This window comes from Ruegeria sp. P8 (assembly GCF_056534665.1).
This window is the reverse complement of record NZ_JBQERC010000001.1, coordinates 65,522-78,285: the sequence shown is the minus strand read 5'-3', so window position 1 is coordinate 78,285 and position 12,764 is coordinate 65,522. Positions and strand designations below refer to the sequence as shown.

The window sequence follows — 12,764 nt, the reverse complement described above, 5'->3', positions numbered from 1 at the left end:
TTGAGTGGAAGATCAGAGAAAGCGCGGGCTTACTCGATGATCCCCATGATGTCGCTTTCTTTCATCATCAGCAGCTCTTCGCCGTCGACCTGGACCTCGGTGCCCGACCATTTGCCGAACAGGATCTTGTCGCCAGCCTTGACCGCCATTGCGATCAGCTCGCCGCTGTCCTTGCGCGCGCCTTCGCCGGTTGCGACGACTTCGCCTTCGCTGGGCTTTTCTTTTGCGCTGTCAGGAATGATCAGTCCGCCGGCGGTTTTTTCATCGCTTTCGGTACGGCGAACCAGCACACGGTCATGAAGCGGTTTCAATGCCATCTTTGCAGCTCCTTGGGCTCAAAGTTTTGTTTATCCTCCCCTCGCCATTCGACGAGGCGTTAGCACTCGGTGTGTGTGAGTGATAACGACGCATAGCTAGGGAGTCTAAAACGCCGAGTCAACAAGGTGTTTGGGATTTTTTTGAGAACGGCCTAGTCGGCCTGTTCCCAGCTGTAGGCCCAGTGTTTCAAGCCGTCTGTTCCCTCAGAGGTAAGTGCGTAGACACCTTTTTCAACCTTCTCGAACCAGCCATAGTGATTTTCCCGCATCAACCGGGTGGCGACCGGAACACCCACCGATCTGGCGACCTCGCCCCCTTTGGCCGGGCCGTGTTCGGCCAGAAAGGCCGCGCATTTCAGCGCATCCTGGCGGTAGGCCGTCACGATCCCATGACGTGTCGCGCCCCCGGAATTGGGGTCGCCCTCCAGCCGGTCGAATTCGCGCAGCAGCCGCGCCGCCCTGGCCTTGTTCTTGCGCGGCGCATAGGGGCCCGGATCGCATTGCACCTCGACCGTGCCATCGGAACGCACGGTGATCAGACCCAGACCAAGCCTGCGGCACAGCGCAATATTGTCCCTGAGCGCCCGTCGGGCCGTGCGCCCGGTGGGTTTGCTGACCCCGATATAGACCTGATCCGTGAGTTTCAGGCGGGCAATTGCCTGATGGAACAGGGACAGCGTGAACCTGAGCTTGAGCTCGACAATCACAGGCGGCTCGTCTTCGCGCATCGCGACGATGTCGGCAGCGCCCACTTCTCCTTTGACGATGTATCCCTGACGCTCCAAGAGCGCCTTGATCGGGGGATAGAGGTCCTGCTCGCGGTTCATGGGCCTATGCTACGCAGATTGTTGAGGAATACCAGACGGGTTGCTTGAACATGGGTCGCAGGCATGGCTATGTCTGGAACACCTTGATGACACAACACCGGATGGGTTCATGCGCCTGCTGACATTTCTTGCTTTTCTACTGGCCCCGATCACGGCTGCGGCTGCGTGCGATGGGCAGGACCTGCGCCCGCAGCTGTCGGATGACGCGCGGGCCGAGTTGCAGCGCGCGGTGGCGGACATCCCCTTTCCGGAAGGCAACCACTGGATTGCGCGCAAGGATGACACGGTTCTGCACATCATTGGCACCCTGCACACGTATGACGAACGCATGGAAAAGGTGGTTGAACGCCTGTCTCCGGACCTGAGCAAGGCTGACGCGTTCTATTTCGAAGTCACCCAGACTGACATGGACGCATTCGAAAAAAACCTGGCCAATAATCTCAACGCTGTAATGATCACATCCGGGCCGACCCTGATCGACCTGATGGGAGATGAAGACTGGGCCGCATTCTCGACCGCGTTGAACCAGCGCGGCATTCCCGGCTGGATGGCGGCCAAAATGCGACCGTGGTTCTTGAGCATGATGCTGAGCATCCCGCCCTGCATGATGGAAGATCCGAACGGGACCTACGGCATGGACGCCCGCCTGAATGATCTGGCCGCAGAAAACGGCATTCCGCAACACTCGCTGGAACGTATCGACGACCTGATCGCCATGTTCGACAGCCACCCGTTGGAACAGCAGGTCGAGTCACTGGTGCGCCTGTCCGGGGCGATGATGGGAAGCAACGATCAACTGGCCACCATGGCCAATGGATATCTGGAAGAAAAGCACGCCGAGATCATACAATTTGCCCGCCTGCAGGGGTTCGAGGAATCCGGGCTGAGCCGGGACGTCTTCGATGAGGAATGGAACGGGTTCGAGCAGCAGATGCTGGTCCAGCGGAATGCCCTGTGGATGGAGCATATTCTGGCCATCACGGATCAGACGGCAGTGATCGCGGTCGGCGCAGGTCATCTGAGTGACGATCACGGTTTGCTGAACCAGCTGTGGCAGGCCGGATACACGCTGACACGCGCCGCTTTCTAAGCCGGTTCAGCGGTTTTCAGACCAAGCGTCGCAGACGGGCTGCTGTGGCGTGACAAGGACGTTTGTCCGCCCTATAAGGCGCGCAAATTTCCATTCCGCAGGACGCTGACATGACAACGCTCGTATTTGGCCACAAATCCCCCGACACCGATTCCACAGGCTCGCCGATCCTGTGGTCGTGGTACCTTAACGAAATCAAAGGTGTGCAGGCCGAGCCCGTGCTGTTGGGCGAACCCAACACCGAAGCGGCATTCATGCTGGACAACTGGGACCTGCCCAAACCGCGCATCCTGGACGATCTGGCCGCGGACACTCCGGTGGTCATCGTCGACACCAACAACCCCGCCGAACTGCCCGCCAATGTCAATGACGCGGACATCCGCGCCATCATCGACCACCACAAGCTGGTCGGTGGTCTGGAAACCAAAGGCCCGATCGACATCACCGTGCGCCCGCTGGCCTGCACGGCCACCATCATGGTCGACCTGATGGGCGACGATGCGGCCAAGATGCCCGATGCCATCAAGGGCGCGGCACTGACCTGCATCCTCTCGGACACGCTGGAATTCCGCTCGCCCACCACCACGCCCCATGACCGCGAGGTTGCTGAGCGGCTGGCAGCCGAGCTGGAGCTGGATATCTCGGCTTACGCGGCAGACATGTTTGCGGCGAAATCGGATGTCTCGTCCTTCTCGGATGCCGAACTGATCCGCATGGACAGCAAGGAATACGAGGTCGATGGCACCAAATTCCGCGTTTCGGTTCTGGAAACCACTGCGCCGGGCGTCATTCTGGACCGCAAGGCAAGCCTGGCGGGTTCGATGGTGGATGTCGCCAAGGAAGACGGTGTCGATCAGGTGCTGCTGTTCGTCGTCGATATCCTGAACGAGGAAGCCACTCTGCTGGTGCCCAACGATCTGGTCAAAACCGTTGCCGAGAAAAGCTTTGGCGCATCCGTCGATGGCGACGCTGTGGTTCTGCCGGGCATCATGAGCCGTAAAAAGCAGATCATTCCGAACCTGAAGGTCTGAAGAAACACGCGGGGTCTGTCGTTCTGAGTAAAACGGACCCCGCATTATTGGTCTTCGGCCTGCGCATCCGGCATTGCGCTTGGGCAGACCTGTACCCGACAGATGAAATACAGGGTGGCCACCTATCGATTGGTGGCCAATCCCTTGCCAATCGGTCATAAGGCTCGTGCAGTTTCAGCTTGAGGCCACATATGACCCAGATCGTTCACGCGCTTTCCGAAATCTCTGCCCGCTACAAAGCGTTGTTTGTCGATCTGTGGGGGTGCGTTCACAACGGGATCACGGCCTATCCCGAAGCTGTTGCAGCCCTTCAAGCCTATCGCGCGGACGGGGGGCTTGTCGTGCTGGTCACGAACTCGCCCAAACCCCGCGCGGGTGTGGCCGAGCAACTGGTGCAGTTCAATGTTCCCGCAGACGCCTATGACACCATTGCCACCAGCGGCGATTCCGCGCGGTCGGCGATGTTCCGTGGCGCTGTCGGGCACAAGGTTTACTTCATGGGGGAATGGCAGCGCGATGCGGGCTTTTTCGAGCCACTGAAACTGCTGCACCACCCGATCCATATCGAACGTGTCCCGCTAAGAGAGGCCGAAGGGATCGTCTGCTGTGGTCCCTTTGATCCGATGGCTGACCCGGACGTGAACCGCCCCGATTTCCTCTATGCCAAGCAGATGGGCATGAAGCTGCTATGCGCAAACCCCGATATTGTTGTCGATCGCGGCGAGGTGCGCGAATGGTGTGCCGGCGCTTTGGCAAAGCTCTATACCGAGATGGGCGGCGAGAGCCTGTATTTCGGCAAACCGCACCCGCCGATCTACGATCTGGCGCGCCGCAGGTTGCAGGAACTGGGCCATGATATCCCGGACGGCGACATTCTGGTGATCGGCGACGGCCCCCATACGGACATTCTGGGGGGCATGGGTGAAGGCATTGATTCCCTGTTCATTTCGGGCGGGCTGGCGGCGGCTGAGACAAAAACGTCGCACCATCCGGATCACGAATCCCTAACAGCTTATATCGAAAGGGAAAAGATCAACCCGACCTACACAATCGGTCGATTGAGGTAGCAAGAAAAGACTTGATTTTCTGCAACTGCGAAGTAATAAAGTTGCCAACCTAGGCCGGATAGTGGTTTTTTCTTTCTCGGTCGATTTCGAGTGAGGGCAACATGTTGGACAATCTTCCACGCGGAACGATCTGTATCGAAGACATCGAAATGGGCATGTCCCGCCACCTGCGCAAAGTGGTGACGGACGAAGATATCGAGATGTTTGCGCAGATCTCGACAGACCGGAATCCGGTGCATCTGGATGATGATTATGCCCGCGATACAATCTTCGAAGGGCGCATCGCGCACGGGATGCTGACAGCTGGGCTGATTTCGGCCGTGATTGGCGAACAACTGCCGGGCCATGGCACGGTCTATATGGGGCAGTCACTGAAGTTCCTGGCCCCCGTGCGCCCCGGTGACATGGTTTACGCCGAGGTCAAAGTTATCGACATCGACTTTTCCAAGCGTCGCGTCAAACTGGATTGCCATTGCTCGGTCGAGGGCAAGAAGGTTCTGATCGGTGAAGCCATGGTACTGGCCCCGTCGCGCAAGTTCGACTGATCGGCGAACACTTCCATGCAAAAGGCGCCCGACCGGCGCCTTTTTTGTTTGGACGCTGTTTTTTGCCTGTGCCTTTCAGGACGGGCGGGCGCGTTTTCGCCCTTTCAACGCACCGGATTCCAGAATGATCTCTGACACCACGTGTTCGCGCCTGTAAGCCATCACATGAACGCCGGACACCCCCGCGATATCGCGGATCTGCTGGATCAGTTCGATACAGATCTTCTTGCCCTCGTCAGCTGGCTTTTCGGCTTTCTCCATCCGCTCGATGACCTGATCGGGGATGTGAATGCCGGGAACATTGCTGCGCATCCAGCGTGCCGCACGCGCTGACGCGATGGGGCCGACGCCCGCGATGATGAACACTTTCTTGTCCAGTCCCGCATCCCTCACCCGCGCCATGAATTTCTCGAACAGCGGAATGTCGTAGATGTAATTGGTTTGAATATACTCGGCCCCGGCCTCAACCTTCTTTGCCAGACGATCAGGTCGCCAGTCATAAGGTGGTATGCAGGGGTTTTCGGCAGCACCAAGGAACAGTTGCGGCGGGCGCGTGATCTTACGACCAGAAAGGAACATTCCCTGATCGCGCATCGTGCGGATCGTCCGCAGCAGGGTAAGGGAATCGAAATCGAAAACCGGTTTTGCCCCCGGCTGATCCCCGACGCCGACGCCGTCGCCGGTCAGGCACAGCACGTTACTGACGCCCAACGCCGCAGCCCCCAGAACATCGCCCTGAATGGCAATCCGGTTCCGGTCGCGGCAGGAAATCTGATAGACCGGAGAATAACCCGCGCGCGTCAGCAAGGCACAAATCCCAATCGAGGACATGTGACAGTTCGCGCCCGAAGCATCGGTTGCATTGATCGCGTCAGCCACTTCACCAAGCGGTTGGGCCGCCTGAAAAACATCCTCAGGGTCGGCACTGTCGGGTGGGTTCAATTCGGCTGTGACTGCGAAACGGCCTGAACGGAGTACCTTTTCCAACCGGCTGTGCGACACATATCCTTGGGGAACCGGAACATAGCCAATCGGCTCCACCTCGTTGCGATGGGTATCACTCATTTCTTCAGTTCCCGGTTTATCGCGTTGGGTGGTTCGGCGGCCAGTGGTGCCGCAGAAGGTTCATTCTCGCGCGCTTCGGGGAATGCCTCGGCCAGCGCCAATCGGGCAGCATCCCGGGTCTCGCGCTCGTGCGCTGCAATCTCGCGGCTGACCCGCAACCAGGATGACGAGCCTTTCAACGTGTGCTCCACCGGTGGCAGAACTTCTTTTATCTTGTCGGCTCCGTTCCGCATGCGGCTGGCTCCGTTCCAAGCCAGGGCCCAGACACATTTCATATCCGGCTTCACCTCACAAAACTCGCCGGGACGTACGCCGCCACATGGGCCATTGCGCAATTGCTTTGGGCAGTTCATCGGGCAGGACATGCCGGTGGATGACAACACGCATTGCCCGCACATCTTGCAATCGAACAACAGGGTTTTGACGCCCTTCTCGACCAGTGCGATGGGGCGTTCGACGCGGTTATATCCGATCTTTGCAAATAGCGGGTCCATCGCGACCATGCCGCGTTCGACACATTTATAGATCCACTCGAAAGTGCGGGCATGACGAATCGCGAACAGTCGCATTCGGTACATGGGTCTGCCTCCTGTGCTGGGTTCGTTCGAACCTGGCCGGGCTTTGATCCGGTGCGCCTAAATCCAGGGGACCGGATTTTCAGTCTAAACCCAGAGTTTTTTTTGAATCAAGCGGTTGGAGGCGCCTGACCTGAAATACTTGGATTGGCCTCGTGCATTTTCCCGGCCAAGCGAAATGTTCAAAGCTCATTCGCAGGATCGCATTCTTGGAATTCAAACTGCCGCTTGAACAAATTGACTCGCGCCGCTACGCAATCGTCTATGCACATCATCCGGGATATCCAGTTCGTCCAGCCAGAAGATCGCGGCGCCAGCGTGGCAATCGGGAATTTCGACGGCGTTCATTTGGGGCACCAGTCGGTCATCGAACTGGCCCGTAATGCTGCGCCAGACGCGCCGCTGGGTGTGTTGACCTTCGAGCCGCATCCGCGGGAGTATTTTGCGCCGGACACGCCTCCGTTCCGCCTGATGCGGGGCAATGCGCGGGCGCACCGGCTGGAAAAGCTGGGCGTAGAGAAGCTGTATGAACTGCCGTTCAACGCCGCGCTGGCAGGGCTATCGCCGGAAGAGTTTGCACGCAACGTGATCTGCGACGGGCTGGGCCTGTCGCATGTCGTGGTGGGGGCCGATTTCTGCTTTGGCAAGGGCCGCAGCGGCACGGCGCAGGATCTGGTGCGGTTCGGGCGGGACATGGGGTTCGGCGTGACGATTGCGCCTTTGATGGAACGGTCGGAAAACGTTGTGTCCTCAACCGCCATTCGCACCGCGCTGAGCGACGGCCGACCACGGGACGCAGCCGCGATGCTGGGACACTGGCACCGGATCGAAGGCGAAGTGATCGGGGGCGAACAGCGCGGGCGCGAGTTGGGCTTTCCCACCGCGAATATGTCCATCGAAGGGCTGCACCCGCCAAAGTTCGGTGTCTACGCCGTATTGGTGGACGTGTTGGATGGGCCGCATAAAGGCAGCTATCACGGCGCGGCCTCGATCGGGGTACGTCCGATGTTTAACGGCCAGGTGCCCAATATCGAAACCTTCCTGTTCGACTTTTCGGGCGATCTGTACGGGGCGACGCTGTCGGTGGGTCTGATCGACTTTCTGCGCCCCGAGATGACATTTGACGGGCTGGAGAGTCTGATCACGCAGATGGATGCCGACTGCAAACAGGCCCGCGGTATATTGACCACCCTATGAGTGTTGATCCGATTGAACGCACGGGCCTGCCTGCCCGGTTTTGGGAGCGCAAACCCCTGCGCCAAATGAACCAGCGCGAGTGGGAGGCGTTATGTGATGGCTGCGGCAAATGCTGCCTGAACAAGCTGGAAGATGAAGACACGGGCGAGGTTGCCCTGACCTGCGTCGCGTGCCGCCTGTTGGATGACGAAAGCTGCCGCTGCGTACAATACGACATCCGGCATCAATTCGTGCCCGAATGCATCGTCATGACCCCCGACAATATCGACGAACATGCCTATTGGTTGCCACAAACCTGCGCGTATCGGTTGCTGTGGGAAGGCAAACCGCTTTACGACTGGCACCCGTTGATATCTGGTACAGCGGACAGTGTGCATGCCGCCGGGGTCTCGGTTCAGGGGCGCACAGTGTCCGAGTTTGAGACACCCATGGAAGAGTGGGAAGATTACATAATCGAGGAGCCAAGCTGATGCATTTCGCGTCTGACAATTCCGGGCCGGTTCATCCGCAGGTCATGGCCAGGCTGGCCGAGGTCAATCAGGGCTATCAGATGGCCTATGGTGCGGATACGCTGATGAACGAGGTGCGCGACCGTATCCGCAGCATCTTCGAGGCTCCGGGTGCTGCGGTCTATCTGGTGGCGACGGGGACAGCCGCGAATTCTCTGGCCCTTGCAACATTGTCAAAGCCTTGGGAAACGGTTTTCTGTTCCCCAGTCGCGCATATCCACGAGGACGAATGCAACGCACCGGAGTTTTACAGCGGCGCCAAGCTGACCCTGGTTCCGGGCGGAGACAAGATGACCCCTGAGGCGCTGCGCGGGTCAATTCTGGGTGAAGAAACACGCGGCGTACATGGGCCGCAGCGCGGACCCGTGTCGATCACACAAGTGACCGAGCGCGGATCGGTTTATTCGCTGGCAGAGTTGCAGGCCCTGTGCGGGGTCGCCAAGACGTACGGCCTGCCTGTACATCTGGACGGCGCGCGCTTTACCAACGCGTTGGTTGCGCTGAACTGTTCCCCGGCGGATATGACGTGGAAAGCAGGTGTGGATGCTGTCAGTTTTGGTGGCACCAAGAACGGTCTGATGGGTGTCGAGGCGGTGGTGTTCTTTGATGAAAGCAAAGCCTGGGAGTTTGAGCTGCGGCGCAAGCGCGGGGCGCATCTGTTTTCCAAGCACCGCTATCTGTCCGCTCAGATGGCGGCCTATCTGGAAGACGACCTGTGGCTGAAGATGGCACGTCAGGCCAATGACAACTGCGCCCGCTTGGCCGAAGGTTTGCGCGCCAAGGGGGCCGCGTTTCTGCACGAACCGCAGGCCAATATGATCTTTGCCTCATTCCCACGCGCGAAGCACAAGCAGCTGCATGAGGCCGGCGCGGTTTATCACCTTTGGGGGGCAGAGCTGGACGGCGAGGATGAAAACGAAAACCTCGCGTGCAGGCTGGTTTGCGACTGGTCCATCGGAGCGGCGGAGATCGATCAGTTTCTCAATCTGCTTTAACGCCTAACGGGGCGTTGGCCTGCCAGAACGCCCGCAGCAAAGCGCCGGTTTCATCAGGGTGTGAAATCGGCAGCATGTGCCCTGCGCCGTTGATGCGTTCATGGCGTGCATCAGGCAGGCGCCGTTTCAGCCCTGCGCAAATCGCGTGGATCACCGGCGGCGTCTCTGACCCGCTCAGCAGCAGGGTCGGCATCGATGCACGCCGAAGCTGATCGGCGTCAAGCAACCCTGCCTGATCATCGTAGAGCACAGGCTGCACAGCCGGAACCGCATCGATTCCACGCACCATATTTGCCCGCGTGCGTTCGGGCAAATCAGGCCATTTGGGGCTGATCTTCGTGCTCCACGCCCTGTTGAACAGGCGCGCGGCCAAAACCTTGTCACCAGATGCGAAGGCCGCATTGACCGGCTCGGAGTCCCGTTCGTGCTGTTCGAACAACAGCGGCGCATCCTGTTTCGCAACTGCAAAGAACACGGGTTCGATCAGGATCAGGCTGCGCACGCGCTCGGGATGTTCAATCGCCAACCTGAGTGCGATCATCGCCCCAAAGGAATGCCCGATCAGATCCATGGGTTTCGTCAATTCAGCCAAGGCCGGTCTTGTCACTGCGTCAAAGAAATCAACCTGCCCGCCCCAATCCGGGCTGCGCCCATGCGACAGCATATCCGGGGCAACAAATGTCGCACAGCCATTCAGCGCACTGGCCAAACCTGACCAGGCACCGGAATGCGCAATCGTGCAATGGAGGGCGAGCAGTTTCCGCTTCCCCTCACCCAAGTGCCTGACGAAAACGGATTGCATCGTGGCCCTGACCGTCACCCGTTCATCTCGGCCAGATGCCGGTCCAGATCGTCCAGCCTGTCCTGACCCCAGAACCGCTGGTCGTCGGGCGTGATGTAGAACGGTGCGCCGAAGACACCCCGGTCCACGGCTTCCTCGAGGTTGGCGGCATAGGTTTCTGCCCCCACCAGCAAGCCGCTGTCCGCCAGACCGGGATCAAACCCGGCTTGCGTCAGGCATTCGCGGATGACATCGTCCTGTGCGATATCCTTTTCCTCGGCCCAGCAGGCGCGAAGGAAGCTATGACACAGCTTACCCACATCGCCCGAGCCGTCCTTGATCGCGGCAATAACCGCATAAGATGACAGGGCCATGTTGGTCGGCCAGTGCGCGGGTTTCAGATTGAACTCCATCCCCAGATTCTTCGATTGGCGCAGCAGCTCCTGTGCGCGGTACTCGATACGAGAGATATGCCGGTCTTTCGGAGGGGTCCCCCCGGTGCGCGCGAACAGGGCGATAATGTCCAGCGGCTTATAGTTGATCGTCGCGCCGTGTTTCGCCGCGATTTCTTCCAGCCGCATCCCTGCCAGATAGGAATAGGGCGAGAGTGTCGCAAAAAAGTAGTCAATCTGGGTCATGTGCACTTTCTCCGCTGCGTTACCTTTGCGGGACGGTAAGGCCATGCTAAGCGGTGTCAACATCACGATTCTGTCACATTGCCATTGCTGCCCGGGGACTTCAGCCGATGCCGACACTTCACGAACCCAAGCTTATCGCTGGGAACGCCAACCTTCCGCTTGCCCAAGCCATCGCACGCCGCATGAGCCTGTACCGAGGCGTTGATCAGGGTCTGGTCGATGCGCGTGTCGAACGGTTCAACGACGGTGAGATTTTCGTCGAGGTGTTCGAGAATGTGCGCGGCGAGGATATGTTCATTATCCAGCCGACCTCGAACCCGGCCAATGACAACCTGATGGAACTGCTGATCATCGCAGATGCCCTGCGCCGGTCGTCCGCGCAGCGGATCACTGCCGTGATCCCGTATTTCGGGTACGCTCGTCAGGACCGTCGCACCAAGGCCCGCACGCCCATCAGCGCCAAGCTGGTGGCCAACATGCTGACCGGGGCCGGGATCGAACGGATCCTGACAATGGACCTGCACGCGGCCCAGATTCAGGGCTTTTTCGATATGCCCGTGGACAACCTTTATGCCTCGCCCATCTTTGCGCTGGATGTGAAGCATCAGTTCAAGGGAAATCTGGATGAAATCATGGTGGTTTCACCCGACGTGGGCGGCGTTGCCCGCGCGCGTGAACTGGCCAAGCGGATCAACGCCCCTCTGTCGATCGTGGACAAGCGCCGCGAGAAAGCGGGCGAAGTCGCCGAGATGACCGTGATCGGGGATGTGAAGGACAAGATCTGTCTGATCGTCGACGACATGTGCGACACCGCCGGAACGCTGTGCAAGGCGGCGCAGGTGCTTCTGGATAACGGTGCGAAAGAAGTTCATTCCTACATCACGCATGGCGTCATGAGCGGCCCTGCGGTGGAACGGGTGACAAATTCGGTGATGAAGTCGCTGGTGCTGACCGACACGATCCAACCGACCAAAGAGATTTTGGGCGCCAAGAACATCCGCATTGTTCCGACCGCGCCTATCTTTACGCAGGCGATCCTGAACATCTGGAACGGAACCAGCGTGTCATCCCTGTTCGAAGACAAGACACTGACGCCGATCTACGAATCCATGTACCAGATGGATTGAGTTTGGACGGGGCGACGGGATGTGTCGTCCCTTTCTTTTTGAACCATCGATTGCGCACAAGCCTGACCCATGTGCGCGATCAACGACACAAGTGGACCGATCTCCATGACTGGCAACAAACGCATTGTTCTTTCCAGCGACCACGCGGCAATCGAGCTGCGTCAGGCCGTGGCCAACCACATCGCGCAGCAAGGCTGGGACGTGGTCGATATCGGCCCGACGACCCCTGAAAGCACCCATTACCCCAAACACGGCAAGGCCGCGGCACTGGCCGTGGCTTCGGGGGATTGCGGATTGGGCATTATCCTCTGCGGCACGGGTCAGGGCATCATGATGGCCGCAAACAAGGTGCCCGGCATTCGCTGCGGTGTCTGTTCGGATGCGTTTTCTGCGCGGATGATCCGCCAGCACAACAATGCCAACATGCTGTCGATTGGCGCGCGCGTTGTCGGCGAAGGTCAGGCGCTGGATATTGTGGATGCGTTTCTGGGTGCCGAATTCGAAGGTGGCCGCCACGCCACACGGGTCGATATGATCGAAGCGCAAGACGACTGAGTCCTGCGCCTGTCCTGTAAGCCCCGGATCAGGAAATGTTCCAGTCGTCCGGGTGTGCCACCTCTCCAAACGCAGTCCAGCTGATCCGGATGCGGGCAATCCGCGTGTCGGACCATGTCCGAAACACCGCTTCAAACCCTTCCGAGGTGATGTTTTCTGCCTGAACCTCGGCGCGCAGGGCTGATGATGTGTCGACATCCCAAAGGGAAATCCCGATCTGAACCATGGGCGGGCTAAGAAACGTGTCCTTGAATTGGATGGGTTTCCGACGTTCGCGGGGGCCTTCGCCAGTCCACATGTCCCCGCCTTCGGCAAATTCCGAAAACAGAACACTTTCACCCTGATCGATGCCAATGGGATGGGTCAGAAATTTTTTCATGTTTTCATCATTATACTTGAATTTCCGCAACTTACCCCGGCTTTCTGGCAAAAGCACGACAAAAAA

At 58.9% G+C, this 12,764-nt stretch carries 16 protein-coding genes; 9 read left to right on the top strand and 7 right to left on the bottom strand.

Features of this window, described 5'->3' with window-relative positions; all coding sequences use genetic code 11:
* Positions 1-29 precede the first annotated feature (29 nt).
* Both groES and ACR0BZ_RS00380 read right to left on the bottom strand, forming a co-directional pair.
* Complete coding sequence (gene groES / locus ACR0BZ_RS00385) at positions 30-317, bottom strand: co-chaperone GroES (RefSeq protein WP_170536247.1); 288 nt, start codon at positions 315-317, stop codon at positions 30-32.
* A gap of 152 nt (positions 318-469) precedes the next feature.
* On the bottom strand, positions 470-1,144 hold the full coding sequence (locus ACR0BZ_RS00380) for a DUF2161 domain-containing phosphodiesterase (protein WP_480487567.1): 675 nt from the start codon (positions 1,142-1,144) through the stop codon (positions 470-472).
* Between the two features lie 109 nt (positions 1,145-1,253).
* Here ACR0BZ_RS00380 and ACR0BZ_RS00375 point away from each other — a divergent pair, with 109 nt between their 5' ends.
* From ACR0BZ_RS00375 to ACR0BZ_RS00360, 4 genes are all read left to right on the top strand, one after another.
* Complete coding sequence (locus ACR0BZ_RS00375) at positions 1,254-2,234, top strand: TraB/GumN family protein (protein ID WP_480773769.1); 981 nt, start codon at positions 1,254-1,256, stop codon at positions 2,232-2,234.
* Between the two features lie 110 nt (positions 2,235-2,344).
* Positions 2,345-3,265 (top strand): manganese-dependent inorganic pyrophosphatase, encoded by a 921-nt coding sequence (locus ACR0BZ_RS00370; RefSeq protein WP_480475459.1) that lies wholly within the window; start codon positions 2,345-2,347, stop codon positions 3,263-3,265.
* 191 nt (positions 3,266-3,456) lie between these two features.
* Positions 3,457-4,332 (top strand): TIGR01459 family HAD-type hydrolase, encoded by an 876-nt coding sequence (locus ACR0BZ_RS00365; protein WP_480565326.1) that lies wholly within the window; start codon positions 3,457-3,459, stop codon positions 4,330-4,332.
* A 101-nt stretch (positions 4,333-4,433) separates the two neighbouring features.
* Positions 4,434-4,877: a MaoC family dehydratase gene (locus ACR0BZ_RS00360; protein ID WP_267362989.1), complete on the top strand. Its 444-nt coding sequence runs from the start codon at positions 4,434-4,436 to the stop codon at positions 4,875-4,877.
* A 75-nt stretch (positions 4,878-4,952) separates the two neighbouring features.
* Here the strand turns inward: ACR0BZ_RS00360 and ACR0BZ_RS00355 are convergent, their stop codons facing one another.
* Entirely contained in the window at positions 4,953-5,942 is a 990-nt protein-coding gene (locus ACR0BZ_RS00355) for a methylenetetrahydrofolate reductase (RefSeq protein WP_480475455.1), read from the bottom strand.
* Entirely contained in the window at positions 5,939-6,520 is a 582-nt protein-coding gene (locus ACR0BZ_RS00350; RefSeq protein WP_480487559.1) for a methylenetetrahydrofolate reductase C-terminal domain-containing protein, read from the bottom strand. Before ACR0BZ_RS00350 ends, ACR0BZ_RS00355 begins: the two co-directional genes overlap by 4 nt.
* 261 nt (positions 6,521-6,781) lie before the next feature.
* On the opposite strand from ACR0BZ_RS00350, the gene ACR0BZ_RS00345 reads away from it, so the two are divergent.
* The 3 genes from ACR0BZ_RS00345 to ACR0BZ_RS00335 are packed head-to-tail and all read left to right on the top strand — an operon-like array spanning position 6,782 to position 9,218.
* On the top strand, positions 6,782-7,714 hold the full coding sequence (locus ACR0BZ_RS00345; RefSeq protein WP_480475451.1) for a bifunctional riboflavin kinase/FAD synthetase: 933 nt from the start codon (positions 6,782-6,784) through the stop codon (positions 7,712-7,714).
* Positions 7,711-8,184 carry a YcgN family cysteine cluster protein gene (locus ACR0BZ_RS00340; protein ID WP_209504795.1) on the top strand — a complete coding sequence of 158 codons (474 nt, stop codon included), beginning with the start codon at positions 7,711-7,713 and terminating at the stop codon, positions 8,182-8,184. Before ACR0BZ_RS00345 ends, ACR0BZ_RS00340 begins: the two co-directional genes overlap by 4 nt.
* Positions 8,184-9,218, top strand: coding sequence for a threonine aldolase family protein (locus ACR0BZ_RS00335; protein WP_480482272.1), 1,035 nt, complete (start codon positions 8,184-8,186; stop codon positions 9,216-9,218). The genes ACR0BZ_RS00340 and ACR0BZ_RS00335 overlap by 1 nt, the downstream gene beginning before the upstream one ends.
* Here ACR0BZ_RS00335 and ACR0BZ_RS00330 read toward each other — a convergent pair.
* Positions 9,205-10,020 (bottom strand): alpha/beta fold hydrolase, encoded by an 816-nt coding sequence (locus tag ACR0BZ_RS00330; RefSeq protein WP_480919155.1) that lies wholly within the window; start codon positions 10,018-10,020, stop codon positions 9,205-9,207. The two genes, ACR0BZ_RS00335 and ACR0BZ_RS00330, sit on opposite strands and share 14 nt — an antisense overlap.
* Before the next feature lie 14 nt (positions 10,021-10,034).
* Positions 10,035-10,637 carry a DsbA family protein gene (locus ACR0BZ_RS00325; RefSeq protein ID WP_480919154.1) on the bottom strand — a complete coding sequence of 201 codons (603 nt, stop codon included), beginning with the start codon at positions 10,635-10,637 and terminating at the stop codon, positions 10,035-10,037.
* A 107-nt stretch (positions 10,638-10,744) separates the two neighbouring features.
* Between ACR0BZ_RS00325 and ACR0BZ_RS00320 the strand changes: the two genes are divergently transcribed.
* Positions 10,745-11,764 carry a ribose-phosphate pyrophosphokinase gene (locus ACR0BZ_RS00320; protein ID WP_209504798.1) on the top strand — a complete coding sequence of 340 codons (1,020 nt, stop codon included), beginning with the start codon at positions 10,745-10,747 and terminating at the stop codon, positions 11,762-11,764.
* Between the two features lie 105 nt (positions 11,765-11,869).
* The gene (gene rpiB, locus ACR0BZ_RS00315) at positions 11,870-12,319 is read left to right on the top strand and encodes a ribose 5-phosphate isomerase B (protein WP_480487551.1); all 450 of its coding nucleotides are present in this window, start codon (positions 11,870-11,872) and stop codon (positions 12,317-12,319) included.
* Between the two features lie 28 nt (positions 12,320-12,347).
* Here rpiB and ACR0BZ_RS00310 read toward each other — a convergent pair whose 3' ends face one another.
* Entirely contained in the window at positions 12,348-12,698 is a 351-nt protein-coding gene (locus ACR0BZ_RS00310) for an H-type lectin domain-containing protein (protein WP_209504800.1), read from the bottom strand.
* Positions 12,699-12,764 lie beyond the last annotated feature (66 nt).

What these genes read in the sequence shown, in the direction of transcription:
- rpiB (WP_480487551.1), top strand. Translation starts at nt 11,870, where the DNA reads ATGACTGGCAACAAACGCATTGTTCTTTCCAGCGACCACGCGGCAATC.
- groES (WP_170536247.1), bottom strand. Translation starts at nt 317, where the DNA reads ATGGCATTGAAACCGCTTCATGACCGTGTGCTGGTTCGCCGTACCGAA.
- ACR0BZ_RS00335 (WP_480482272.1), top strand. Translation starts at nt 8,184, where the DNA reads ATGCATTTCGCGTCTGACAATTCCGGGCCGGTTCATCCGCAGGTCATG.
- ACR0BZ_RS00365 (WP_480565326.1), top strand. Translation starts at nt 3,457, where the DNA reads ATGACCCAGATCGTTCACGCGCTTTCCGAAATCTCTGCCCGCTACAAA.
- ACR0BZ_RS00350 (WP_480487559.1), bottom strand. Translation starts at nt 6,520, where the DNA reads ATGTACCGAATGCGACTGTTCGCGATTCGTCATGCCCGCACTTTCGAG.
- ACR0BZ_RS00320 (WP_209504798.1), top strand. Translation starts at nt 10,745, where the DNA reads ATGCCGACACTTCACGAACCCAAGCTTATCGCTGGGAACGCCAACCTT.
- ACR0BZ_RS00355 (WP_480475455.1), bottom strand. Translation starts at nt 5,942, where the DNA reads ATGAGTGATACCCATCGCAACGAGGTGGAGCCGATTGGCTATGTTCCG.
- ACR0BZ_RS00380 (WP_480487567.1), bottom strand. Translation starts at nt 1,144, where the DNA reads ATGAACCGCGAGCAGGACCTCTATCCCCCGATCAAGGCGCTCTTGGAG.
- ACR0BZ_RS00325 (WP_480919154.1), bottom strand. Translation starts at nt 10,637, where the DNA reads ATGACCCAGATTGACTACTTTTTTGCGACACTCTCGCCCTATTCCTAT.
- ACR0BZ_RS00340 (WP_209504795.1), top strand. Translation starts at nt 7,711, where the DNA reads ATGAGTGTTGATCCGATTGAACGCACGGGCCTGCCTGCCCGGTTTTGG.
- ACR0BZ_RS00345 (WP_480475451.1), top strand. Translation starts at nt 6,782, where the DNA reads ATGCACATCATCCGGGATATCCAGTTCGTCCAGCCAGAAGATCGCGGC.
- ACR0BZ_RS00360 (WP_267362989.1), top strand. Translation starts at nt 4,434, where the DNA reads ATGTTGGACAATCTTCCACGCGGAACGATCTGTATCGAAGACATCGAA.
- ACR0BZ_RS00375 (WP_480773769.1), top strand. Translation starts at nt 1,254, where the DNA reads ATGCGCCTGCTGACATTTCTTGCTTTTCTACTGGCCCCGATCACGGCT.
- ACR0BZ_RS00310 (WP_209504800.1), bottom strand. Translation starts at nt 12,698, where the DNA reads ATGAAAAAATTTCTGACCCATCCCATTGGCATCGATCAGGGTGAAAGT.
- ACR0BZ_RS00370 (WP_480475459.1), top strand. Translation starts at nt 2,345, where the DNA reads ATGACAACGCTCGTATTTGGCCACAAATCCCCCGACACCGATTCCACA.
- ACR0BZ_RS00330 (WP_480919155.1), bottom strand. Translation starts at nt 10,020, where the DNA reads ATGCAATCCGTTTTCGTCAGGCACTTGGGTGAGGGGAAGCGGAAACTG.